The organism is Thermodesulfitimonas autotrophica (assembly GCF_003815015.1).
In the GTDB taxonomy this organism is placed as follows: domain Bacteria; phylum Bacillota; class Desulfotomaculia; order Desulfotomaculales; family Ammonificaceae; genus Thermodesulfitimonas; species Thermodesulfitimonas autotrophica.
In genome coordinates this window covers 46,681-70,488 of sequence record NZ_RKRE01000001.1, presented here as the reverse complement: position 1 = coordinate 70,488, position 23,808 = coordinate 46,681, and the positions used below count along the sequence as shown (strand labels likewise).

Genomic DNA, 23,808 nt, shown 5'->3' with positions numbered 1-23,808 from the left:
CCATAAAAAATTCTCTATCCGGCCGCACAAGCCAACGGCTTTAAGGGATTCCGGGGGGCCGTTAACTTTTAAAGTGGCGCCAGGCCGCCGTCACCACCTCTTCCACCTTGCCGTCCCACGGACACCCTGTAACCTTACTGAAGTAGACAAGAAACTCGATGTTGCCTTCCGGCCCGCGTAGCGGCGAGTAAGTCAGGCCCCGCACCTCCCAGCCGAGCGAGCCGATAAAGGCGATAATCTTCGCGCAGACGGCCACGTGCGTGGCCGGATCGCGCACCACACCCTTTTTGCCCACCTTGCCCCGCCCGGCTTCAAACTGGGGCTTAACCAGCGCAATGCCCTGCCCCTCCGGCTTTAGTAGTGCCCCTACGCAAGGCAGAACCTTTTCAAGCGAGATAAAACTGACATCGACGGTGGCGAAGTCCGCAAGCTCGTCAATCGCTTCGGGAGCAAGGTGGCGGATGTTGGTCCGCTCGAGAACGGTGACCCGCGGGTCGGTTCGCAATTTCCAGGCCAGTTGCCCGTAACCGACATCCACCGCGAAAACCCGCCGCGCTCCAAATTGAAGGGCGCAGTCGGTAAAACCACCTGTTGATGCCCCCACGTCGATGACCACCAGCCCGCGGAGGTTAACCCCAAAAAAACGTAGCGCGTGCGCGAGTTTCAGCCCCCCGCGGGAGACGTAGGGAAGCGCCTCCCCGCGCACCTCCATTCTATCCGCGGCGGAAACGAAACGGCCCGGCTTCTGCACGCAGAGGCCGTTCACGAACACTAAGCCGGCAAGTATAGCCTGACGTGCCTGCTCGCGGCTAACAAAAAACCCTTTCTCCACCAGGGCCACGTCCAACCGCCGCCGGACGGACATCACTTCTTCCTGGCGGCAACCCGCAACCGCCGCCGTGACTGGGTAACCGCGGCAACGATGTTCTCAGCCGTAAGCCCGTACCTTTCCCGGAGGAGGGCCGGGGCGCCGTGCGGGACAAAGGTATCGTTGATCCCTAACCGCACGAGCTCCACATTGCCGAGCCCGTTATCCATCAGGAGCTCAGCTACCGCGCTACCGAAACCGCCCGCCAGGATGCCTTCCTCCACTGTCACCACCCGTCGCGTCCGCCGGGCAAAGCGCAGGAGGAGGGAAGCGTCGAGAGGCTTTACAAAACGGGCGTTGACCACCGCCGCCTCGATCCCCTGCGTGGCCAGCCGCTCCGCCGCCTCAAGGGCCGCGGCGACCGTGTTGCCGAGCGCGAAGAGGCTCACGTCTCTGCCGTCCCGGAGGACCAGCGCCTGGCCGAAGGGAAGCGGGCGCAGCTCCTTTTCTAAAGCGCACCCCGTTCCCCTGCCCCGCGGGTACCGGATCGCGCAGGGACCGCCGTAAAGCAAGGCCGTCTTTAACATGTGTTGCAGTTCGTTCTCGTCCATCGGCGCCATCAGCGCCATATTGGGGATCGAGCGCAGGTAGGCGATATCGAATAGCCCCTGGTGCGTCGCGCCGTCCTCGCCCACGATGCCGGCACGGTCAAGGGCAAAAACGACCGGCAAACGCTGCAAGCAGACGTCGTGCACGATCTGGTCGTAGGCCCGCTGCAAAAAGGTCGAATAGATGGCCACCACCGGCCGCCAGCCGCCGGCCGCGAGCCCGGCCGCCAACGTCACGGCGTGCTGTTCCGCGATCCCGACGTCGAAGAAACGCTGGGGAAAGCGCCGCGCGAAGGTCTTGAGTCCTGTGCCGGTGGTCATTGCCGCGGTAATAGCGACAATACGGGGGTCTTCTTCCGCGAGGCGGACGAGTGTCTGGCCGAAGACCTCCGTATAGGTTATCTTTCCCGCCCCATAGACCTCACCCGTCAGCGGGTTGAAGGGGCCAACGCCGTGAAAGGTGTCCGGGTCCTTCTCCGCCGGCGGGTAGCCCTTCCCCTTTCGCGTGACGACGTGGACCAGCACCGGCCCCTTGAGGCCCTTTGCCTTTTCCAGGGTCCGCAGCAGCGCCGGGATACTGTGGCCGTCAACAGGTCCTAAGTAGGTATAACCGAGCTCTTCAAAAAACATCCCTGGAACCACCAGATACTTCACGCTGTCCTTCAGGCGTTCCAGCACGCGGAGCATCCGCGGCCCGATTGCTGGTATTTTTTGAATTAAGGCTTCAAACTCCTCCCGGGACCGGTGGTACATAGGGTCCGTCCGGAGGCGGGTGAGGTAGCCGGCCAGGGCTCCAACGTTTTTCGAAATCGACATCTCGTTATCGTTGAGGACCACGATGAAGTTGGCCTTGATGTGGCCCGCGTGGTTGAGCGCTTCCAGCGCCATACCCCCTGTTAGCGCCCCGTCACCAATTACCGCCACCACCGCGTAATCCTCCTGGTTAAAGTCCCTGGCTTTCGCTAAGCCCAGTGCCGCCGAAATGGAGGTGCTGGCGTGGCCGGCGCCAAAGGCGTCATAAACGCTCTCGTCCCGGCAGGGGAAGCCGCTTATCCCGCCGAACTGCCGTAGCGTGCCAAAGCGCTCCCGCCGGCCCGTGAGGATCTTGTGGGCGTAACACTGGTGCCCAACATCCCAAACGATCTTATCCCGGGGCGCCTGGAAGACCCGGTGCAGCGCGATAGTAAGCTCTACCACCCCGAGATTCGGCGCTAAGTGTCCGCCCGTCTGAGCCACCGTTTCGATGATCAACTCCCGGAGCTCGGCCGCCAGCTGACTCAGCTCTTCTATTTTAAGCCGGCGCAGATCCTCCGGCGCGTTAACCTGCTCGAGAACGCTCAAACTGTCGCCCCTTCCTGTTAAGCGCCCTCTTTTTGCGCCAAAATGGGGGCCTCATCCGCCCCCAGGCTGCCATTATCCGCCCCGCCAAAAAAATAACCTGGTCCGGCTCGCTCACCGCCAACCGCTTGCCCGCAGCCTTTCCCACCACGGTCAGGGAAGCGATAGCCGCTGTGACCAGGATATTCAACCAGAGTTCGTTCAGCTCCGGCCACCGGACCAACACCTGCGTCATAAGCGAAATGCCGAGCGCGCCGGCAACAGTTCCCGCAACATCCCCGATTATATCGTTCGCAAAATTGGCGACCTTATCCGCATGCCGCACCAGCCAGAGCCCTTCCGAAGCCCCGGAAACCTTACGCGCCGCCATCGCGTTAAAGGTTGGCTCCGAAGCCGCCGTAGCCGCCGTGCCCACGATATCGAAGATAATATTCACCGCGATAATCAGAAAAAGAAAGCCAACCGCAAGCCCAACCGCCTCCATCCGGCGCACAAAGGTTTCCGAAACTAGCGCGCAGGATACGGTAGCGGTAAAAGTCCCCGCAAGCACAAAAAGCAGGTGGCGCACAAAAGCGCCGCGGGGCCGGTTATTACCCAAACGGCTCTCACCTCGAAAATGGCCGTAAATTCAAAATGGGTAAGTGATAGCGCCCCAGGTAAACGCTGTAGCTTAGGTCCAGCAGGATTTCCCGGACGCCCACTGGCCGTCGCCGCGCCAGCGGTTTCCCTTTAAGGGCGTCCCCGGTCCGTCACCGCAACCGGGGCTGGATTGCCACTAAGCATACACTTTAATCCCTGGAGCACCCCGAAATCCGGACAGCCTAGGGGTTTTCCCCGACAGAACCGCCCTCCACCTAGCCTCTTTTGCAGCCAGGGTTTCAGCTAGCGGACCTCCGGGATGGGCCCATACCCGGAGGCCGCTTTTCTTTGCATCCACCCGGGCCACTCAAGGCAGGCTACGCTGTACGCAGCTTTCCACCACGTACAGGTTCTATCCCAAGCCATAGGCGTCAGCCCACGCACTTGGGTCTCCGCGGCGGGAGGGTCAACGCCCGCATGCCTTTGCGGGTCGCCCTTCCGCCTTAACTCCCAGTACCAGCCCCCGGCTGGGCGCCAGCAGCCAGCACCAGGAACTTCATCGATGTGCCCTTGGCGGATTTTTAGGCCCGCCTTCAGTGGAGGCGTTCTGACTAGGATACTGCATCACTTACCCATTTTCATTTTCAAAGGGCATAATAGCGGTCCCCCAAAGGAACCCGCTCCTTGATAACTATGATACCATAGTCCGCCGGGATAAACAAACCCCCGCCAGGTACCGCCAGCTCGCCCTGTAAATGAGCGGCGCGCAAAATCGGCCGTCAGTAATCGCGCGTCAGGATAAATTCCGCCGCCCCGCGCAAAAACGCGGCCGCGCTGCCGAACCCTTCTACCGCCGCCACCGCTTCCATGGCTGCCGCCCTGGCCCGCTCCCGCGCCGCCGCCAGGCCGAAAATCGCCGGATAGGTAAGCTTTTTCTGCCGCGCGTCGCTTCCGGCCCTCTTCCCCATCCTAGCCTCTTCCCCGACCACGTCCAAAATGTCGTCCGTAATCTGAAAAGCGAGGCCGAAACTCATGCCGAAGCGCGTCAGGGCCGCCAGCGCTTCCTCAGAGGCGCGAGCAAGGATCGCCCCCGTACGGACTGAAGCGACGAAAAGCGCCGCCGTTTTTCGGCGGTGAATTTCCTTGACCAGCTCTGCCGGAGCACCCGCTTCCGGAGACTTAATATCAAGCACCTGCCCGCCTACCATCCCTTCCGTTCCCGCCGCAACGGCTACCTCCCGCACCACCTTAAGGGCATCTACAGGCGACACATCCGTTTCCAGCCCCGCCCGGGCGAGCAGTTCAAAGCCGAGCGTCAGGAGAGCATCCCCGGCTAAAATCGCGATCGCCTCGCCGAAGACCTTGTGGGTAGTGGGACGCCCGCGTCGCAAATCGTCGTCGTCCATCGCCGGCAGGTCATCGTGAACCAGGGAGTAGCAGTGGATAAGCTCGATGCCGCAGGCAGCCGGAAGAACAGCTTCGACCCTGCCCCCAACCGCCTCTGCCGCCCCCAGCACCAGCGCCGGGCGAAGCCTCTTTCCACCCGAGAGAACGCTATACCGCATCGCCTGGTGAATGACTACCGGCGGTGCCAACTCCGGAGGAAGGTAGGCATCGAGGGCTTGGTTAATCAGGTGGGCTTTTTCTGATAGGGCCGCTTTGAAGTCCATTGGTGCGCTCCTTCGCCAGGTTCTCTACCGGAACGGCAGCGCCTTCCTGCACCTCATTCTCGAGGAGCAGGCATATCTTCTGTTCCGCCGCGGTAAGCAGTGCCCGGCACCGCTTCACCAGTTCCATCCCTTCGGTAAACCGGGCAATGGCAGTATCAAGGTCGAGATTGCCCGCCTCGATCTCCCGGACAATCGCCTCAAGCCGCCCAAGACACGCCTCAAAAGAAGGCTCTTTTTCCTGGCTCACGTCCCAAACCCCTCACACCGCAGCCAGCACTAATCAAAAGTATAGCATACAGCCGGTAGGGAAGTTACCCCTGTTTTGCGGCGCGCAACTGCTCCCGGTAAAGCTCCCGGATATGCTCGAAAATCGCGCGGTACTCCGGGCTGGCATAATCCGGGTAGGTCCAGGGCCAAGGATGAAACCGCCCCTTGCAAAAGTAAAGGGTTACCTCGGCGTAGATGCCTTCCCCTAAATAAATCCGGTGTACGTTATCTTTGGTGGTCGCCAAGACTAATTTCGCAAGGCTCACGTAGCCGGGGTCAATGTTCACCCGCCGCCTCCCATCGTACCGCCAGCGCGCCTCCGCTTCGATGGCCCAGCGTTTGAGCGCCACCAACTCTGCCGCGTCGATGAGGCGGGAGAAAGCATAAAACCTGCGCTTCAGCCCCGGCCCCATTTCCCGTTCGTAATAGCGGGTCTGGTCAAACGACAGCAACGGGCTTTCGTAGTCGGGCCCGCCCAGCCACCGGGCGAGCTCGCCGGCCACCGCCGCTAGCAGCGCTTCATCCGCGCTGAAAACGCTCACCACCGGTTTTACCGGCACCGGTCTTATTCTCTCCATTGGCTATCATAGAGACTTCGTCACGCAGGCCCCATTTCCTCTTAAACTTCGCCGGTAGTTTCCCCTTAAATTTTTCCCATCGCCTGCGTCCCTCCCCACCGCTTCCCGCGAATCAGGGAGCCTGGGTTCCGTAGGTAAGCCCCACAAAAAACCCCCGCTCCCGCACCGCAGGAAACCGGGGGTCTTAACTACAGGATAGGCTCCACCTTACCGGCCCGCAAGCCGTTCCTTCACGACCGCCACGGCCCGCTCCTTTGCTTTCACCGCCTCGCGCCCTAACTCCTCCCGCTTCGTCACCGCCTGCGCCGCGTATGACGCGTCCTTGATAAGCGGTACATTGATGTCAACGTTGAGCAGCGCGGCCTGAAGCGCCGCCTCGCCCAAGTACGCGGCCACGCCCGCATCGCTTACTGCGCCCTTGTTCCCTTTCAACGCCGCCTGTTCGGCAAGCCGGAGTACCTCGAGGCAACTGCTGGCGATCTTGAGCGGGGTATCGGTTGCCTGCAGCAGGGCTTCCTGCATCCGCCGCGCCCGCTCCGCCTTCTGCTCCTCCGTCTCCTTCGGGAGCTTGTAAACCGCCATAAAGGCGTTGAAGGCCTCCATATCCGCCGCCACCAACGCCTCAAGCTCCTCGATCAACGCCGCCGTTCTGGCCAGTATTGCCTGCATCTCCGGCTCCACATCCTTATACTTATCCTTGCCGACGGTCAGGCTGGCAACCATGGAGGCCATCGCCGCCGCCAGCGCGCCCGCCAGTGCCGCTACGCTTCCCCCGCCGGGCGTAGGGGCACTTGACGCGGCCTCCTTCAAGAACTGCCTGATGCTCCAGTCGAAAACCTGCGCCATGCTCCTGCCTCCTACACAACCCCTTGCAGGGCCATCGCCTTCAGGAGATTCTTCATGATCAGTGTGGTGGTCAGACTCCCGACGCCGCCCGGTACCGGCGTGATGTATCCCGCGACCTCTTTCACATCCTCAAAGTCGACGTCGCCACAGATTCCCTTGTCCGTCTGGTTAATCCCCGCATCGACCACTACCGCTCCCGGCTTGACCATCTCCGCCTTGATAAGCCCGGCCCGGCCGGCGGCGGCGATGAGAATCTCCGCCTGGCGGGTATGGGCCGCCATATCCACCGTTTTCGTATGGCAGACCGTAATGGTGGCGTTCTTGCGAAGCATCATCAGCATCAGCGGCCGGCCCACCGTTTCCCCGCGCCCCACCAGTACGGCGTGCTTACCGGCAATCTCAATCCCGTAGCGCTCCATAATCTCGATGCAGCTCTGGGGCGTCGCCGGGAAGAGCCCCTCTTCTCCCGCCAAGAGACGGCCGCGGTTAACCGCCGTCATCCCGTCGACATCTTTGAGCGGCGCCAGGGCATCGAGAACCCGCCACTTGTTCACCTGTTTCGGGAGGGGAAACTCTACCAGGATACCGTGCACGCCCGGATCTTCGTTAAGCCGCCCGATCAGTTCTATAACCGCAGCCTCCGGCGTATCGCCCGGAAGATGGTGGAGCTCGTAGGCGATCCCGACCCCGGCACAGGCCTTTTCTTTCGCCCGCGCGTAAACAACCGAGCCCGGATCGTCGCCGACCAGAACTGCGGTGAGCTTCGGCGTTATCCCGCGGGACGCATACCCGGCCACCGCGGCCTTAATCTCTTCTTTGATCTGGGCCGCAAGCGCCTTGCCGTCGAGGATTACCGCCACGGCCAAAACCCCCTTTTACCTTTTAGGGGGAAGTATAACCGGAGGAAGAGCTACTTGTCTACGATGGCGGGGTAAACGGAATAAATGACGGTTTCAGAGGCCTAATTGGCATCGTCAACCGCAGTCTTTTCCACCCTGCAGAAAAGTCGCCCCCGGTATAGAACCACCTCAACCGCCGTCCCGCACGCTACCCGAGCGGCATCGGTTACCAGGGACCCGGTTGCCGCATCACGGCAGAGGCAGTAACCCCGGGCAAGGGTCTTAAGCGGGCTTAGCGCATCAAGCCTGGCGCCCAAAACCGCAAGCGCCGCGTGCGCCTTCTGCAGCCTGCCGTGGAGCTCCCGTTCGAGCCGCACCGCCAGGCTGTCCACCGCCTGTGCCCGCCGCCCGCAAATTATTTCCCAGGGGCTGGTAAAAACGCGGCTTTGCGCCGCGTGCAGTAGGCGCAGCCGGAGCGCCGCTACCCGCTGCCCCAGGCTGGCCTTGAGCCTGCCGGCGAGGCCGGCCAGATTTTCCACCATCTCCCGCCGGTCGGGGACCACCATGGCCGCCGCCGCCGAAGGAGTCGCCGCCCGGGCGTCGGCCACCAGGTCCGCCAGCGTCTCGTCCCGCTCGTGTCCTACCGCCGAAACGACCGGCACCCGCGAGGCGAAAATGGCGCGTACGACCGTTTCCGTGTTGAAGGCCGCAAGCTCTTCGCAGGAGCCGCCGCCCCGCCCGGTGATGATCACCTCGACCCCGCCGTAGCGGTTTAGCCGCTCTATCGCTGCCGCTATCTCCCGGGGCGCCTGGTCGCCCTGAACCGCACAGGGAGCGATCACCACCTCGGCTAGCGGCCAGCGCTCCCGTAGGATCTTAACGATATCCCGCACGGCGGCCCCCTCTAACGAAGTCGCCACCCCGACGCACCGCGGGAAACGGGGCAGAGGCCGCTTGCGCTGGGGGTTAAAGAGCCCTTCGCGTTCGAGCCGCGCCTTCAGCTCCCGCAAAAGGATGGCCTGCAGGCCGACGCCGTCAGGCTCCATTTCGGCGACGTATAACTGGACGTTCCCGTCGCGCTCGTAAAGGGATATCCGGCCGCGGGCCAGGACCGCCGCCCCATTGGCCAGGCAAAAGGAGAGGTTCTCCGCGCGCGAGCGGAACATCACCGCCCTTAACTGGCTCGCTTCGTCCTTCAGGGTAAAATAGAGGTGCCCGGCGCCGGAGATGCTTAAGTTCGAAACCTCGCCCCGCACCCAGAACCCCGCCAGAACCGGGTCGCCTTCGAGGAGGTCCCGGATGCGGCCGACGACTTCACTCACCGTGAAAACAGGCATCAGGCAACCGCCTTTAACATTTTTCAGTCCATCCCTTAAGCCCGAACGTTGAACCCCTAACCCCCCGCCGCTCTGTACGCAGCAAGATTTTCCGCCACCTTGCCTAAAATCCCGTTAACAAAGCGCGGCGAGTCGGCGCCGCCGTAGCGTTTAACTAATTCTACCGCCTCGTTGATGGCCACGTTGGGGGGGATATCCTCCCGGTAAAGCAGCTCGTAAAGCGCCAGCCGCATCACGTTCCGGTCCACGCTATTCATCCGTTCGATGCGCCAGTCGCGGCTCAGCTCCTTAATGATAGCGTCGATCCGCTCCCGGTACCGCAACGTTCCCCAAACCATGTCGCGGGCAAAATCCCGGTCGGGGCCCTCCACTCCCCGCTCCGCCATCGCCCGGGCAAAAACGGCTTCTACCTCAGCCTGCCCGAAGTCAACCTCAAAAAGAACCATAAAGGCCGCTTCCCTTGCCCTGCGCCGGCCCATGTAAGCCTCCTACTTTTCCCGGAAAAGCCGGTCCCAAACGTGAGCAAAATCGATCCGCTCGTCGACCCGCTTGCCCACGTAATAGCCGATTCCCACGCAGACCGCAACAAAAACGGCCTTCCAGAAACCGTAAACTATCGCAAACCAGCCAAAAGCGAGGCCCAGGGCCACGCCGATGATTTTTCCCCGGTGGTGCTCGAAAAACTCCCGGTAGTCCACCCTTAACCCCCCGCTTTTACTCGACCCGCGGTTTGACAGCCGTGATGTTGTCGACGAGAACGCGGACGTTCTGCACCGCAATTCCGGTGACTTCCCGGACCGTCTCCTTGACCTGTCGCTGAATCTCCTGGGAAACCTCGGGGATTTTAAGCCCCGGGGTGGTAACCAGCCTGACTTGGATTACAACTCCCTCGGGCACCGTGACGACCCGCGGCCGCACTTCCCTTATTCCCGGAAAAGCACTCACCACACGCGTTACCAGGTTTTCGATCGCCCCTAAGGCTACCTGCACCTGGCCGATGGAGTTTTCCTCGATGAGGGCCACCTTGTCGTGCCGGCGCCCGGGTTTCACGCTGGCGTAAATCAGCCGGAGCCCCGCAACGATCAGGACAGCAAGCCCGGCGAAGACTATCTCCCGCCGCTCCGGCGCAAAGACTGCCGCCGTGGCGTCAAGCACCGGCCGCCATCCTAGAAGGGCGAGGAGAAAGGCGCCCCAAAAAACACTGGTGGCCAAGCTATAAAGCAATAAGAGACCGCGATCAAACGGTCCCAAATCATACCACTCCCTGAAAACGTGCGTCGTTTAACACGTTCAACGTTCGGCGTTATAAAAGACAACAACCGTGCCGCAGCGAAAAACCCCAACCAAGTTCCGGCCCTTGACCCCCAACCCCGCACCTCTGTCCCCTGAGGCCTAACTTCCTGCTACTTTATCTCACCCTGCGTTCCTCTTCCTTATGCTCCTCGGGGAAAACCACGCCCTGAACATGTACGTTTACCTCTACGACAGCAAGCCCGGTCATCTCCTCAACCGCGCGCTTCACCGCCGCCTGAACCTGGGCAGCCACTTCCGCGATCCGCACCCCGTAGTCGACGACCACGAAAAGGTCAATAGCGGCCTCCCGCTCCCCAACTTCTACCTTCACGCCCTTGGCGAGATTCTTGCGCCCCAAGAGCTCCGCGATGCCGCCCGCGATACCACCGCTCATCCCGGCAATCCCCGGAACCTCCGTCGCCGCAAGACCCGCAATGATACCTACCACTTCGTTTGCGATCCTTACCGCCCCCAGGTCGCTACGTAACTCCTGCCCGCCAGTTTCAACGGCCGTCAAAGCGACCACCTCCTTAGGTTACTTTTATCATACTAAATTTTTCCCTCTAAGGCAACTTTAATTCTTCATCCGTCAAAATGCGACGCTGGACAAAGTTGGTATAAACCTCGCCCCGGCGGAAAAAGGCGTTTTGTAACACCCGCCGGTGAAAGGGGATCGTCGTAGGCACTCCCTCGATGACGAACTCCTCGAGGGCGCGCTCCATCCGCGCGATCGCCTCTTCGCGGTTCCGGCCCCAGGCGATCAGCTTGGCAATAAGTGAATCGTAGTAAGGCGGGATCACGTAGCCGGGATAGACGGCGGAATCGACCCGCACGCCCGGCCCGCCCGGCGGCAGGTAGGTAGCGACCCTCCCGGGACAGGGCGCAAAGTTCCGCGCCGGATCCTCCGCGTTGATCCGGCACTCGATCGCCCAGCCCTCGATCCGGATGTCCGCCTGCCGGTAACCCAAGGGTTCACCCGCCGCAATCCGGATCTGCTCCTTAACCAGGTCCCGCCCGGTGACCATCTCGGTGACCGGGTGTTCGACCTGAATCCGCGTATTCATCTCGATGAAATAAAAATTGTTATGCTTGTCGAGCAGAAACTCGACCGTCCCGGCGCTATAGTAACCCACGGCCCGCGCTGCCCGCACCGCGGCCTCCCCCATTTTCTTGCGCAGAGCCGGCGTCAGCGCTACGGAAGGCGCTTCTTCCAGAAGTTTCTGGTTGCGCCGCTGGATGGAGCAGTCCCGCTCGCCCAAATAGACGATGTTCCCTTGTTGGTCACCTAAAACCTGAAACTCGATGTGGCGCGGCTCCTCGACATATTTTTCCAGGTAAACCTCCTGGTTCCCGAAAGCGGCTTCCGCCTCTGCTTGCGCCGACTTCAGCGCCCTTTCGAGCTCCGCCTGGTTATGCACGACCCGCATCCCGCGGCCGCCCCCGCCGGCCGAAGCCTTGATAAGCACCGGATAGCCGATCTCCCTGGCGAGGGCGAGCGCGTCTGCCGGATCCCGAATCACCCCTTCCGACCCCGGCACTACCGGAACGCCGGCCTCCGCCACCGTTTTCCGGGCTACCGCCTTGGCCCCCATCTTCTCGAGCGCCACGACGGGCGGCCCGATAAAGGTTATCCCGCAATTAAGGCAGATTTCCGCAAAACTGGCGTTCTCCGCTAAAAAACCATATCCCGGATGTATCGCCTCGGCCCCCGCAACCTCGGCAACGCTGACGATGTTGGCGATATTGAGGTAGCTCTTTGTCGCCGGCGGCGGCCCGATGCAGAAGGCCTCGTCCGCTAACCGCACCGGTAGGCTCTCCCTGTCCGCCTCCGAGTAAACAACCACCGTTTTGATGCCAAGTTCCTTGCAGGCCCGGATGATCCGGAGCGCAATCTCACCCCGGTTGGCAATCAGAATCTTATTGAACATGAAGGCTCCTCCACTAAAGACTTACTTTTTCTCCCGGATCAAGAAGAGGGGCTGCCCGTACTCCACCGGCTGGGCATTCTCCACCAGGATGTCGACGATCTCACCGGCAACCTCCGCCTCGATCTCGTTCATCAGCTTCATCGCTTCAATGATGCAGAGAACCTGTCCCTTTTCCACCCTGTCACCCACCTGCACGTAAGGCGGCGCATCCGGCGCCGGCGCCCGGTAAAAAGTCCCGACCATCGGCGCCTTAACCGTGTAAAGCTCTTCTTGCGGCGCCGCCGGAGGTGCTGCCGCAACCGGTGGCGGCGCCTCCGGCCGCGCTGGCGCCTCCCCAGCGCTACTCGGATGGCTGCCCTTGCGAATGGTGAGCTTCATCCCCGCGCTTTCGAGCGAAAACTCCGTCACGTCGCTTTCTTTCAGGAGCTTCAGGAGTTCCCGAATCTCCTCCAACTTCATTCCTTTTGCCTCCTTCACGGGATTTGCCCCTTTCTTCTCCGACATCTGTTCGGCCATGACCCCGAGTTTCCCCGCCTTGCGCGCCTCGAAGAAGCGCCGCGCCACCTGGGGGAAAAGCGCGTACGAAATAACGTCCTCTTCCGATTGTGCCAAATCCCCGATCTCTTCCCTTAGTTTTTCCAGTTTCGGTTCCAGCAAATCGGCCGGCCGGCAGGTAATCGGCTCCCGGTCGCCGAGGATCCTCTTTTGTACCTCGGGGTCGATGGGCGCCGGGGGCCGGCCGTAATATCCCTGGACATAGCGCCGCACCTCCTCGGGAACAAGCTTGTAGCGCTCCCCGGTGAGGACGTTCAGCACCGCCTGCGTGCCGACGATCTGGCTCGTAGGCGTAACTAACGGTGGGTAGCCAAGCTCCGCCCGCACCCGCGGGATCTCTTCGAGAACCTCCTGCAGTCTGTGGATCGCCTTCTGCTCTTGGAGCTGGGTCACCAGGTTGGAGATCATGCCGCCCGGTACCTGGTGATCGAAAACCCGCATGTCGTGGATGCGCGTTACCCCCCGCTCAAAGCCCCGCTTTTTGCGCAAATCCTCAAAGTACTGCGCGATTTCGAAGAGTTCCTTGATGTCGAGCCCCGTATCGTAAGGCGTGCCTTTGAGCGCCCGGACTATCGTCTCTACCGGCGGCTGCGAAGCCCCAAAAGCCAGTGGCACTGAGGCCGTATCGATCACGTCGACACCCGCCTCCGCCGCCTTCAGGTAAGCGCCAACGGCCATGCCGCCGATATAGTGGCAGTGGAGCTGGACCGGGATGGCAAGCTCCTTCTTAAAAAGACTAACTAATTCGTAAGCCCGGTAGGGCGCCATCATCCCGGCCATATCCTTGATGCAGATCGAATCCGCACCCAACTCCGCAAGCTTCCGCGCCGTCTCTAAGTAATGTTCAGTGGTGTGCACCGGGCTCAAGGTGTAAACAACCGTAGCCTGAACGTGCGCGCCGGCCTTTTTCGCCACCTTCATCGTAAACTCAAGGTTCCGGATATCGTTTAAAGCATCGAAGATCCTGATGATGTCGATCCCGTTTTCCACCGCTTTCCGGACGAAGGCCGCCGCCACATCGTCCGGGTAGTGACCGTAACCGACAAGCGACTGACCCCGCAAGAGCATCTGCAGCGGTGTGCGCTTAGCGCGTTTTTTAATCTCCCGTAACCGCTCCCACGGATCCTCGTAAAGATAGCGGAGACAGACATCAAAGGTCGCCCCGCCCCACACCTCGAGCGAGTGGTAACCGACCCGGTCGAGTCGCTCCACAATCGGCAGCATATCCTCCGTCCGCATCCGGGTCGCCCACAGGCTCTGGTGCCCGTCCCGCAAGGTCGTGTCCGTAATCCGCACCGGACGCATCGTATCCCCCCATCCCAAACAAAAACGCAAAATAAAGGGCGCTTAAAACCTGGTGATAATTATAATGCAAAGGGCGGAGCGTTGGAAACAGTGGCAGCTCAAGTATACAATAAACGTTTCGGCAAGCGTTTCGGCCTCCCGCAGCCGCCGCATCCGGCCGGGCGCTTTACCAACGAGCTCGCGCAGCAGCCCTGAGAGGCGCCGTAACCTCCTGCGCCTTCGCTAAGAGGATTTTTGCCGCGAGTGGATGTCATTTTTTTAGTAAAAAAGAAGGATTTTGTCTGATCGCTGTCGAAATTTTCGCAGGCGCACGTAATCGGGGCAAGGTGCGTCCGCCTGAATTTCCGTATCCTTACCAACCGGGTTCGCAGGCGGCGTTACTCCGTTTCTACAAGGGCGGCGGTCCTGCGCGTACATACTGGCGAAAGGGGGCTGGTCCGGGCATTTATCTCGATCGGTAAATAGCGCTCAGGACACCAAGAGGAGATAGGAAGAACGAGTCGAGGCATAGAACCGTTAACTCGAAGGAGGGATCGGGTTGTCGAAAATAGGCGTTTACATCTGCCACTGCGGCGAAAACATCGCCGGTGCTGTTGACATCGCCGAAGTCAAGAAGTATGCCGGTGGCCTTCCAGGGGTTGCGCTCGTGCGCGACTATCTTTTCATGTGCTCCGACCCGGGTCAGGACCTAATCAAGCAGGATATCAAAGACGGCCTTGTCGACCGGGTCGTGGTAGCCGCCTGCACTCCCCGCACCCACGAGCCGATTTTCCGCAAGGCCGTCGAAGACGCCGGACTTAACCGGTACCTCTTCGAAATGGCCAATATCCGGGATCAGGACAGCTGGGCCCACTGGCACGATAAGCAGGGCGCTACGGAGAAGGCCAAAAAGCTCATTGCCAGCGCCGTAGCGAAGGCCGCCCTTTTGGAGCCGCTCACCGACCGTTACGTGGACGTGACGAAGGCGGCTCTCGTCGTCGGCGGGGGAGTGGCCGGCATGTTTGCCGCCCTTGACTTGGCCAATATGGGCTACAAGGTTTACCTCGTGGAGAAAAAGCCCTCCATCGGCGGCAACATGGCCAAGCTTGACAAAACCTTTCCGACCAACGACTGCTCCGCCTGCATCCTTACCCCCGTCATGGTTCAGGTGGGCACGCACCCGAATATCACGCTGCTCACCTACTCGGAAGTCGAAGCGGTTGACGGTTCCATCGGTAATTTCAGGGTTAAGGTAAGAAGAAGGCAGACCTACATTGAATGGGATAAATGCACCGGCTGCGGTGCCTGCGTCGAAGCCTGCCCGGCCAAAGTGCCCGACGAGTTCAACGAGGGCATGAGCAACCGGAAGGCGATCTACATCGAGTTCCCGCAGGCGGTGCCCAAGAAGGCGGTCGTCGACATCGCCCACTGCCTCAACTGCGCGAAGCGGACCTTCGGTACCCAACCGCGCATCCATTCTAAGACCGGAGAGCCCATCCTCGCACCGTGTGAGAAGGCCTGCCCCACGGGCGCCTGCGACCGCTCGCTATCATATAACCCCGACGGGGAGATCATTGAGCTTAACGTAGGCACGATCATCGTCGCCACCGGCTACAAAGTCATGGACAAGGCTCCTTTCAAAGAATACTCCCCCCAGTCGCCTAACGTGCTCACCGCCATGCAACTCGAGCGTCTCCTTTCGGCGACCGGACCAACCGAAGGCGAATTCAAGCGCCCCTCAGACGGGAAAAAGCCCAAGACGGTGGCCTTTATCTCCTGCGTCGGCAGCCGGGATAAGAACCACCATCCGTACTGCTCTAAGGTCTGCTGTATGTACATGCTGAAAGAGGCCCGGCTCATCAAAGAGAAATACCCGGAAACGAACGTCTACATCTTCTTCATCGACGTGCGGACCGGCGGCAAAGACTTTGAAGAATACTACACTTACTGCCGTGACCTGGGGATTAAGATTGTGCGGGGCCGCGTGGGTGCTGTGGACGAACTCGCCGGTGACAGATTACGCGTGCGCGCCTACGACGTCGATATGGCCGCGCCCGTAGAACTCGAGGCGGACCTGGTGGTTCTCGCCACCGCCATCGAACCGTCGCCGGGGCTTGAGGAACTTGGCCGCCGGCTCGGAATCACCTGCGGCAGCGAAGGCTTCTTGAAAGAAGTCCACACCAAGCTCTACCCGGTGGAAACTCCGGTAAAGGGCATCTACATCGCCGGGTGCGCGCAGGGCCCTAAAGACATCCCCGAATCGGTCTCGCAGGCGCGCGCGGCAGCCGCGGCGGCCGCGGTACCGCTCACCGCAGGAAAGGTGCTTGTTGAACCGCTTATCTCCGAAATCGACGCCGAAAAGTGCAGTGGCTGCGGTCTCTGCGTCCCGCTCTGCCCCTATTCGGCCATCGGCATGGTGCAACACGGTGATAAGCTGCGGGCCAAGATTGACCCAGCCCTCTGCGCCGGCTGCGGCGTTTGTGCGGCGGCTTGCCCCTCTCGGGCGATCACGCTACACGGTTTCACCACGGCGCAGATCGAAGCCCAAATTGAGGCCCTAACTTTCAGCGGGGGTGATCTGAATGTCTAACGCTGCGGAAGCCGTACCGGAAGTCATTAATCTTTCCGCAGGCGAAAAAGGCTTCGTCGACGAAATCAAGGCGCTCGGAGCCACCCATATCCTTGATTGCATCCAATGTGCCAAGTGCGCCGCCGCCTGTCCGATGGCCCTTGCCGGTTTCCCGTTTTTTAACAAGCGAGTGATCCAGGCCATCCTGCTTGGTTTGAAGGAGATGCTTCTCGACGATACCTCCATCTGGGCCTGCCAGTCCTGTAACCGTTGTACCGAGGTCTGTCCCCGGAAGGTAAATCCCTTCGAGGTAATGCAGGCCATGCGCCGCGTAGCCGTCCGCGAATTCGCCCTCCCCACCCTGGCCATTGAAGGAATAAAGTCGCTTTACGATGTCGGCCACGCGGTCTATCTCGCGCAGGCGCACGAGAACCGGGTAAAGGTCGGCCTGCCGCAAAAGCCCCCGTCAACGGTTGCGCATCCAACAGCTTTACGCGAGTTACAGGCGTTACTCGAGCAGACCGCTCTATCTGACCTGGGCATCATCCCCATGGGCAAGTCCGGAGTAAAAGAAAGTTGCGAGGTGTAGCCTATGCGTGTAGGATTTTTTGTCGGCTGCAATACAGCCTTTAACCGGCCCGATCTCGAAAAGGCGGTGCGCTACGCCTTCCCGGCGCTCGGCGTGGAGCTCGACGACCTTGAAGGGCAGTCCTGCTGCCCGACCTGGGGGACGATGCCTTCTATCGACCTTGCCGGCTGGTGCGCCGTCGGCGCCAGAAATTACGCGCTCGCAGAAGAAAAAAACCTCGACATGATCACGGTTTGCGGCAGCTGTTACGGCAGCCTGGCCGAAAGCCGCCACAAGCTTCTATCCGATCCGGAGCTGAAGGCCCGGGTCAACGCGATGCTCAAAAGCATCGGGAGGGAATTCAAAGGAACCAGCCGGATAAGACACGCGATCTGTTACCTGTACAAAGAGCTCGGCCCGGAGAAGATTAAGGAAGCCGTCCGGCACAAGCTCGACGGCATAACCATCGCGGTCCAGCCGGGATGCCACGCGCTCTGGCCGAGTGAGGTTTACGAGGACAAAGAAGAGGATACGTTCCACCCTAAGGTCTTAATCGAGCTCTGTGAAGCCCTCGGAGCCAAAGCGCCGTACTACAGCCGGCTCCTCGACTGTTGCGGCATGGGCGGGATGCGCAGCACCGACATGGAGAAGTCATTCAAGCTGGTGGAGAAAAAACTTAACTCCATGAAGGAAGAGATCAACCCGGACCTGATCGTCACCGCCTGTAGTTCCTGCCTGATCCAGCTGGATACGGCTCAAGGGTTCCTGCAAAAAGACCGAAAGATTAACTATGAGATACCAGTTCTACACTACATGCAGCTTTTAGCCCTCTGCCTCGGGGCGGAACCGGGGCAGGTTGCGAGCCTCGGCAAAACAAATGTGCAGTCGGTCGTAAATAAAATCCTGGAGGGATGAAGATGGGTGATTGGACGCCCAACATCGTGGTCTTTGCCTGCAACTGGTGTACCTACCAGGGGGCGGACCTCGCAGGCAGCCTGCGCTATTCCTATCCGCCCACCATCAAGATCGTGAGGGTCCCTTGTTCCGGACGGATAGAGCCCGAGTTCATCGTAACGGCGCTCAAAAAGGGGGCCGACGGTGTCTTTGTGGGCGGCTGCCATTTCGGCGACTGCCATTATAAGGAGGGTAATTACAAGGCCATCCGTCGCTTCAACCTCCTCAAACGGATGCTCACCGAAATGGGCATTGAACCCGAAAGGGTGCGGTTGGAGTGGATCTCCGGCTCCGAAGGAAAGCGCTTCGCCGAAGTAATGACGGAATTCGATAAAAAGATTCGGGAACTCGGCCCGAATCCCCTCGGGAGGGATGGAGATGGCCGGTAAGCTTAGCTTAGCCTATTTCCTCTCCGGCGGGTGTGGCGGCTGCGATATGGCCATCGTAGACCTGTCGGAAACGTTGGTAGACGTGCTGCCCCAGCTCGAAGTAGTCTTCTGGGCTCCCACCGTTGCCGACGTGAAGTACAAAGACCTCGAGGCGATGCCGGACAAATCAATCGACGTCGGGCTTTACTCCGGTATGGTCCGCCTCGGCGAGCAGGAGCACATCGCCAAAGTGATGCGCCAGAAGTGCAAGGTCCTGGTTGCCTACGGCGCCTGCGCCGCGCTCGGCGGCATCCCGGGCATGGGTAACATGCACACGAAAGAAGAAATCTTCCGGACCGCCTACTTCGACACTTACAGCACCGATAACCCGGAGGGCATCACCCCCCAGACAAGGTGCGTGGTGGACGGCAAGTACGAACTCACCCTACCCGAGTTCTACGGTCACGTGCGGACCCTTCAGGACGTCGTGCCCGTCGATTACTTTGTCGGCGGCTGCCCGCCCCACCACTCTTTCGTCGGCCAGGCCATCCTGGCCATTCTTCAAGGCAAGCTGCCACCGCCCGGCTCTTGGATTACGAGCGGTAAGGCCGTCTGTGACGTATGCGACCGCAATCCGGCTGCCAGAGGCGAAGAAAGGCAGCCGATTAAGGAAATCAAGCGGACCATCGACGGCGTTCCGGGAGAAGGCAAGTGCCTCCTGCAGCAGGGCTACCTCTGCCTGGGACCGGTAACCCAGGGCGACTGCGGTGCGCTGTGCCCGAAGGTCAACATTCCGTGTCGGGGCTGCGGCGGGCCCATCCCCGGCGTCAAGGACTTCGGTTTGCGGGCCGTGAGCGCCATCGCCGGGCTCCTCGCGGACGAAGCGCTGGTTGATCAGATCCCCAGCCCGGTCAAGCTTTTTTACCGTTACTCTTTGCCCGCCTCCTTGCTGGGCCAAAAAGTGAAATAGATAGGGGTGAATACCAATGTCGGTCACGAAGATCGAAATCAACCCGATGACCCGGCTCGAAGGCCACGGCAAGATTACCGTTTTTCTCGACGAGCAGGGGAATGTAGATAACGCCTTCTTCCAGACGGTCGAGCTCCGCGGCTACGAGCAGTTCCTCCGCGGCATGCCCATCGAAGAGGTGCCGCGGACCGTTTCTACCATCTGCGGCGTCTGCCGCTGCGTCCACTTCACCGCGTCGGTAAAGGCGGCGGACGCGGTCTACCAGGTAGAGCCGACGCCGACCGCGCGGAAGATCCGGGAGTTAGTGCTCAATTCCCACTACGTGGAGGACCACGCCGCAATTCTCTACGCCCTCGGTTTCCCGGATTTCGTGGCCGGTCCCACCGCCAGCCCGGCCGAGCGGAACCTCATCGGTCTTATCCAGGCCGTTGGCGCCGAAACCGGCAAGTTGGTGCTCAAGAAGCGTTACGCCGCGGTCAAGGTAATCGAGATGCTGGCCGGGAAACCCATCCATCCGGTAGCCGCACTGCCGGGCGGCTGGTCGAAGCGGGTGACGGAAGAAGAACGAAAAGAGATCCTCGCCCTCGCCAAAGAAATGGTTGAACTGGGCCAGCTCACCCTCAAGGTCTTCGAAGACGTGGTGCTCAAAAACGAAAACTACATGAAGTTAGTCACCGGCGACGTTTACAAGGTTGTAGTCAACTATATGGGAACGGTGGACGAGAAAAACCGGGTTCAGTATTACGACGGTATCCAGCGGATCGTCGATACCGAAGGCAGGGAGATCGGCCGTTTCACCGGCAAGGGTTACCTCGACTTCATTGCCGAAAGGGTGCTTCCCTGGAGCTACCTTAAGATGCCGTATTTGAAACCGATCGGCTGGAAGGGCATCGTCGACGGCCCGGGTACAAGCCTCTACTGCGTCGGGCCGCTCGCGCGGCTTAACGTCGCGGAGGGAATGGATACGCCGCTCGCCCAGGAGGCCTACGAGCGGATGTTCGCAACCTTCGGCGTAAAACCCGTGCATAACATCCTGGCCTACCACTGGGCCCGGGCCATCGAGCTGCTCAACGCGGCTGAGAAGGTGCAACAAATAGCCGCGGACGAGAGCATCACCAGCCCCGACGTCCGGGCCGAGCTCGGCAAGCCAAGCGAAGGCGTAGGTATCATCGAAGCCTGCCGCGGCACTTTAATCCACCACTATAAGACCGATGATAAGGGCATCGTCCAGGAGGCCAACCTGATTGTGGCCACCACCCACAACAAAGGCCCCATCAACGTTGCGGTTAGACGCGCCGCCGCCCACTTTATCCGGAACGGGAAAGTGGACGAGGGCATTTTGAATCTCGTGGAGATCGCCTACCGACCCTACGATATCTGCCTGGCCTGCGCCACCCACGTTCTGCCGGGCCGGCTGCCGGTTCAGGTAGATATTTACGACCATAAGGGCGAACTTTACAAAACCTTGCGGAATTTTTAAGAAACAGCGGTGTAAACGTTTGCCCATACTAACGGCAGGTTTAAAATGGTAACGTTGCCCGCTGAAGCCGGAAAGAGCGTAGCCCCGCACTCGGGCGGAGTGCCTAATGAAACCTAACCGCCATTTGGGGCACGTAGATTTCGCCTGAGTGCGGGGGCGCTTCTGGTGCTGCCCGCAATGCCTTTCGTGCCGGAGACGCCCCGCTGATTCGAGATTAGCGGCTGCTAAAACTTTGAACGTTTAACGTCAAACGTTCCTCAGGGGTGAGATGATTGCGCACCATCGTGCTCGGTATCGGCAACCCGGTTTTAACCGACGACGCCGTCGGGATTAAGGTTGCCCGTCATTTCGAAGGCGTGGTGGACACCGAGATTTTGATGACCACCGACTTTAAGGTTCTTGACAAGCTGCTCGGCTACGACCGGGCAATCATCGTTGACGGCGTCAGGCTGGGGGATGCGCCGGGAACGGTGCGCGAATTCACCCCGGACGACCTTTTTTATACCTACACCTTCTCCGGCACCCACAATCTCTCCTTGCCCACCACTTTAAAGATCGGCTACGAACTATTCGGTCCAGAGATGCCCCGCGAAATCAAAATTGTGACGGTTGAGGTTGCGGACGCAACCTCTTTTGGCCGGGAGTGTACGCCAGAGGTGGCAGCGGCCGTTCCGGAAGCGGTAAGCCGGATAAAGAAGCATCTTTTTCCTGCGGGAAAGGAGCCGCAAGCGTAAACAACTATCCCGTCCCATATCCGCACCCAAACCCAAGACTCTTCGCTGGTAAGCGTTCCCCCGCAGGGTTGACGGTAAACTGTTAGAAGTAACGCGACAAAGCATAGGTAACTAAAAGAGGAATCGCTTAAAAGATGTTGAATTAACAGATTATCAAGGCGAAGAATGGCTCCTTTACGGGAGGAAACGGGGATGCTCCTCTTTAAAGAACCAGACCCAACAATCTTCGACCCCACCCAGAGTGATCCCGGTCTGGCAGATACGGTTCGCACCCTCGGAGCGGCGGATATCTTTGCTTGCACCCAGTGCGGCAAGTGTGCCGCCGCCTGCCCTTTGGTTCTGACCGGTTTTCCTTTTTTCAACAAGCGCCTCATTCAGACCATCCTGATGGGCTTCAAAGAGCTCCTTTTAAACGACGCTTCCATTTGGGCGTGTCAGTCTTGCAACCGGTGTACGGAGGTATGTCCCCAGGGGATAGATTCCTTCGGAATCATCCTCGCTGCCCGCCGGTTTGCGGTATCCGAGTACGCGCTCCCCGCCATGGCCGTCGAGGGCCTCCGTTCCCTTTACGAAACCGGGCACGCCGTTCATCTTGCCGAAGCCGGGCCGCCCCGAAAAAAAATCGGTCTCCCGGAAAAACCGCCGACAACGCTGGCGTCCTCCAAGGCGCTCGGGGAGGTGCAGGCGATCATGCGCCGGACAGCTCTGGCCAAATTAGGGATCATCCCCATGGGCCCGACTGGCGAGAGCCTCTACGGGATAACGGATAAAAAGTTATGGTGATGGGATGCGGATAGGTTTTTTTATTGGTTGTAACGTCGCTTTTAACCGGCCCGACCTCGAGCTCGCGGTCCGTTTCGCCCTGCCCCGACTCGGCGTAACGTTGGAGGATATTGAGGGACAGTCCTGCTGCCCTACCTGGGGCACCTTGCCTTCAATAGACCTTGCCGGCTGGTGCGCCCTGGCCGCCCGAAACCTCGCGCTGGCAGAAAAGAAGGGGGTAGACCTGGTCACTGTCTGCAGCACGTGTTACGGCAGCCTTACCCGGGCCAGAAACGTTATCCTGAGCGACGCCGCAGTACAGCAGAAAGTCGATGCCTTGCTCCGGGAGGTCGGTAAGGAGTACAAAGGAACTAGCCGGGCAAGGCACATCGTCTATTTCCTCCTCCGGGAAGTTGGGCGGGAGCGGATTCGGGAAGCAACGCAAAACTGCCTCCAGGGTCTCCGGATCGCCATCCAACCAGGTTGCCTCACCCTCTGGCCCAGGAGGATGTGCCAAGAAGGGGAAGAAGACCCCTTCCACCCTACGGCCCTCAAAGAACTCTGCGCAGCCTTAGGAGCTACCGTTCCCTACTACAGCCGGTTACTTGATTGCTGCGGCATGGGCGGGATGCGCAGCACGGACTTGAGCAAGTCGTTAATCCTGGTAGAAAGAAAATTGCGTTCGATAAAGGAGGAGGCTAACCCCCACCTGATCGTCACCGGCTGCAGCTCCTGTTTGCTCCAGCTGGATATGGCCCAGGAGTTCCTCCTTACCAGACAGCGCATTCACTTCAAAATCCCCGTCCTCCATTACGCCCAGCTCCTGGCGATATGTCTTGGCGCCGACATCGAAAAGGTTACCGCTATGGCGCGCCTCAAGGCCGATTACGTCTTCGCCCGGATTTTCGGTTAAAACTTCACTCGTGCCCGAGAATAACTACCTGCTCCTGCGGCACCCCAACGGTGTGGTAAACAAGGGCCGCAATGGTGGTCGTCTCCTCAGGAGGGACCCTTCCCGGCACGATCACCGTCACGCTCTGCTCCCCAATCGCCACGGCGGCATCCTTAAACCCCTTCGCCCGCAGGATGCCTTCTAACCGCGCCTCCTTCTCCGCCCGTTCGCTAAGCACCATCAAGCGCTCCTGCGCCCGCTTCCGCGTCGCCTCGTCGGTAGCCGTCCCGGACGCGATCTCCCGTAAAAGCTCGAGCTGACGGCTGCGGTTGATTTCGCGCTCAAGGCTGTAGTCCACAAAGAAACTGTCCCGGGGTGCCTTCACCTCCTGCTGGTAAGGGGCGCTGACCACAGTTACCTTCCCGGCCGCCTGGCGCGCGCCATCCTTGGTCGCCGTCCAGCCCCCGCAGGCCGTAAGGGCCACGCCCCCGGCGAGAAGAAGGACCACGAAACCGACTACCACCCGCTTCGGCAGCAGCACAAAACGCGCCATTCTCGCACCTCCCGTAAGATTTTTCCCT

25 protein-coding genes are annotated in these 23,808 nt (G+C 60.2%); 9 read left to right on the top strand and 16 right to left on the bottom strand.

Features of this window, described 5'->3' with window-relative positions:
- Positions 1–61: 61 nt before the first annotated feature.
- The 15 genes from EDD75_RS00360 to accB all read right to left on the bottom strand — a co-directional run bounded on the left by EDD75_RS00360 (position 62) and on the right by accB (position 13,951).
- Positions 62–868, bottom strand: a complete 807-nt coding sequence (locus EDD75_RS00360; protein ID WP_211328023.1) for a TlyA family RNA methyltransferase — start codon at positions 866–868, stop codon at positions 62–64.
- On the bottom strand, positions 865–2,757 hold the full coding sequence (dxs, locus tag EDD75_RS00355; RefSeq protein ID WP_123926406.1) for a 1-deoxy-D-xylulose-5-phosphate synthase: 1,893 nt from the start codon (positions 2,755–2,757) through the stop codon (positions 865–867). Before dxs ends, EDD75_RS00360 begins: the two co-directional genes overlap by 4 nt.
- Entirely contained in the window at positions 2,735–3,352 is a 618-nt protein-coding gene (locus EDD75_RS00350; protein ID WP_123926403.1) for a CNNM metal transporter family protein, read from the bottom strand. The genes dxs and EDD75_RS00350 overlap by 23 nt, the downstream gene beginning before the upstream one ends.
- A gap of 760 nt (positions 3,353–4,112) precedes the next feature.
- Positions 4,113–5,003, bottom strand: a complete 891-nt coding sequence (locus EDD75_RS00345; protein WP_123926400.1) for a polyprenyl synthetase family protein — start codon at positions 5,001–5,003, stop codon at positions 4,113–4,115.
- Complete coding sequence (gene xseB, locus EDD75_RS00340; RefSeq protein ID WP_123926397.1) at positions 4,960–5,250, bottom strand: exodeoxyribonuclease VII small subunit; 291 nt, start codon at positions 5,248–5,250, stop codon at positions 4,960–4,962. The genes EDD75_RS00345 and xseB overlap by 44 nt, the downstream gene beginning before the upstream one ends.
- A 64-nt stretch (positions 5,251–5,314) precedes the next feature.
- Entirely contained in the window at positions 5,315–5,830 is a 516-nt protein-coding gene (locus tag EDD75_RS00335; protein WP_170157637.1) for a DUF4416 family protein, read from the bottom strand.
- 225 nt (positions 5,831–6,055) lie between these two features.
- Positions 6,056–6,694, bottom strand: a complete 639-nt coding sequence (locus EDD75_RS00330) for a cyclodeaminase/cyclohydrolase family protein (RefSeq protein ID WP_123926391.1) — start codon at positions 6,692–6,694, stop codon at positions 6,056–6,058.
- Between the two features lie 11 nt (positions 6,695–6,705).
- The gene (locus tag EDD75_RS00325; protein WP_123926388.1) at positions 6,706–7,554 is read right to left on the bottom strand and encodes a bifunctional 5,10-methylenetetrahydrofolate dehydrogenase/5,10-methenyltetrahydrofolate cyclohydrolase; all 849 of its coding nucleotides are present in this window, start codon (positions 7,552–7,554) and stop codon (positions 6,706–6,708) included.
- Positions 7,555–7,655: 101 nt separating this feature from the next.
- Positions 7,656–8,870 (bottom strand): exodeoxyribonuclease VII large subunit, encoded by a 1,215-nt coding sequence (xseA, locus tag EDD75_RS00320; protein WP_123926385.1) that lies wholly within the window; start codon positions 8,868–8,870, stop codon positions 7,656–7,658.
- 56 nt (positions 8,871–8,926) lie between these two features.
- A complete protein-coding gene (gene nusB, locus EDD75_RS00315) occupies positions 8,927–9,349 on the bottom strand; it encodes a transcription antitermination factor NusB (RefSeq protein WP_123926382.1) in 423 nt (140 codons plus the stop codon).
- A gap of 9 nt (positions 9,350–9,358) precedes the next feature.
- Entirely contained in the window at positions 9,359–9,568 is a 210-nt protein-coding gene (locus EDD75_RS00310) for a DUF2273 domain-containing protein (protein WP_123926379.1), read from the bottom strand.
- 16 nt (positions 9,569–9,584) lie between these two features.
- Entirely contained in the window at positions 9,585–10,121 is a 537-nt protein-coding gene (amaP, locus tag EDD75_RS00305) for an alkaline shock response membrane anchor protein AmaP (protein ID WP_123926376.1), read from the bottom strand.
- 157 nt (positions 10,122–10,278) lie between these two features.
- Positions 10,279–10,680, bottom strand: a complete 402-nt coding sequence (locus EDD75_RS00300; RefSeq protein WP_123926374.1) for an Asp23/Gls24 family envelope stress response protein — start codon at positions 10,678–10,680, stop codon at positions 10,279–10,281.
- A 46-nt stretch (positions 10,681–10,726) separates the two neighbouring features.
- Positions 10,727–12,091, bottom strand: coding sequence for an acetyl-CoA carboxylase biotin carboxylase subunit (gene accC, locus EDD75_RS00295; protein WP_123926371.1), 1,365 nt, complete (start codon positions 12,089–12,091; stop codon positions 10,727–10,729).
- A 21-nt stretch (positions 12,092–12,112) separates the two neighbouring features.
- Positions 12,113–13,951 (bottom strand): acetyl-CoA carboxylase biotin carboxyl carrier protein, encoded by a 1,839-nt coding sequence (accB, locus tag EDD75_RS00290; RefSeq protein ID WP_123926368.1) that lies wholly within the window; start codon positions 13,949–13,951, stop codon positions 12,113–12,115.
- Positions 13,952–14,489: 538 nt separating this feature from the next.
- Between accB and EDD75_RS00285 the strand changes: the two genes are divergently transcribed.
- The 9 genes from EDD75_RS00285 (at position 14,490) to EDD75_RS00245 (ending at position 23,248) form a co-directional block, all read left to right on the top strand.
- On the top strand, positions 14,490–16,520 hold the full coding sequence (locus tag EDD75_RS00285) for a CoB--CoM heterodisulfide reductase iron-sulfur subunit A family protein (protein ID WP_123926365.1): 2,031 nt from the start codon (positions 14,490–14,492) through the stop codon (positions 16,518–16,520).
- Complete coding sequence (locus EDD75_RS00280) at positions 16,513–17,088, top strand: 4Fe-4S dicluster domain-containing protein (protein WP_123926362.1); 576 nt, start codon at positions 16,513–16,515, stop codon at positions 17,086–17,088. Before EDD75_RS00285 ends, EDD75_RS00280 begins: the two co-directional genes overlap by 8 nt.
- Positions 17,089–17,091: 3 nt before the next feature.
- Positions 17,092–17,982, top strand: a complete 891-nt coding sequence (locus EDD75_RS00275) for a CoB--CoM heterodisulfide reductase iron-sulfur subunit B family protein (RefSeq protein WP_123926359.1) — start codon at positions 17,092–17,094, stop codon at positions 17,980–17,982.
- Between the two features lie 2 nt (positions 17,983–17,984).
- On the top strand, positions 17,985–18,410 hold the full coding sequence (mvhD, locus tag EDD75_RS00270; protein ID WP_123926356.1) for a F420-non-reducing hydrogenase iron-sulfur subunit MvhD: 426 nt from the start codon (positions 17,985–17,987) through the stop codon (positions 18,408–18,410).
- Positions 18,400–19,359 (top strand): NADH-quinone oxidoreductase subunit B family protein, encoded by a 960-nt coding sequence (locus EDD75_RS00265; RefSeq protein ID WP_123926353.1) that lies wholly within the window; start codon positions 18,400–18,402, stop codon positions 19,357–19,359. Before mvhD ends, EDD75_RS00265 begins: the two co-directional genes overlap by 11 nt.
- A 16-nt stretch (positions 19,360–19,375) precedes the next feature.
- Positions 19,376–20,839, top strand: coding sequence for a Ni/Fe hydrogenase subunit alpha (locus tag EDD75_RS00260; protein ID WP_123926349.1), 1,464 nt, complete (start codon positions 19,376–19,378; stop codon positions 20,837–20,839).
- A 272-nt stretch (positions 20,840–21,111) separates the two neighbouring features.
- Positions 21,112–21,573, top strand: coding sequence for a hydrogenase maturation protease (locus EDD75_RS00255; RefSeq protein WP_123926345.1), 462 nt, complete (start codon positions 21,112–21,114; stop codon positions 21,571–21,573).
- Between the two features lie 192 nt (positions 21,574–21,765).
- On the top strand, positions 21,766–22,356 hold the full coding sequence (locus EDD75_RS00250) for a 4Fe-4S dicluster domain-containing protein (RefSeq protein ID WP_123926341.1): 591 nt from the start codon (positions 21,766–21,768) through the stop codon (positions 22,354–22,356).
- A gap of 4 nt (positions 22,357–22,360) precedes the next feature.
- Positions 22,361–23,248 carry a CoB--CoM heterodisulfide reductase iron-sulfur subunit B family protein gene (locus EDD75_RS00245; protein ID WP_123926338.1) on the top strand — a complete coding sequence of 296 codons (888 nt, stop codon included), beginning with the start codon at positions 22,361–22,363 and terminating at the stop codon, positions 23,246–23,248.
- A 4-nt stretch (positions 23,249–23,252) separates the two neighbouring features.
- Here EDD75_RS00245 and EDD75_RS00240 read toward each other — a convergent pair whose 3' ends face one another.
- A complete protein-coding gene (locus EDD75_RS00240) occupies positions 23,253–23,780 on the bottom strand; it encodes a SpoIIIAH-like family protein (RefSeq protein WP_123926335.1) in 528 nt (175 codons plus the stop codon).
- Positions 23,781–23,808 lie beyond the last annotated feature (28 nt).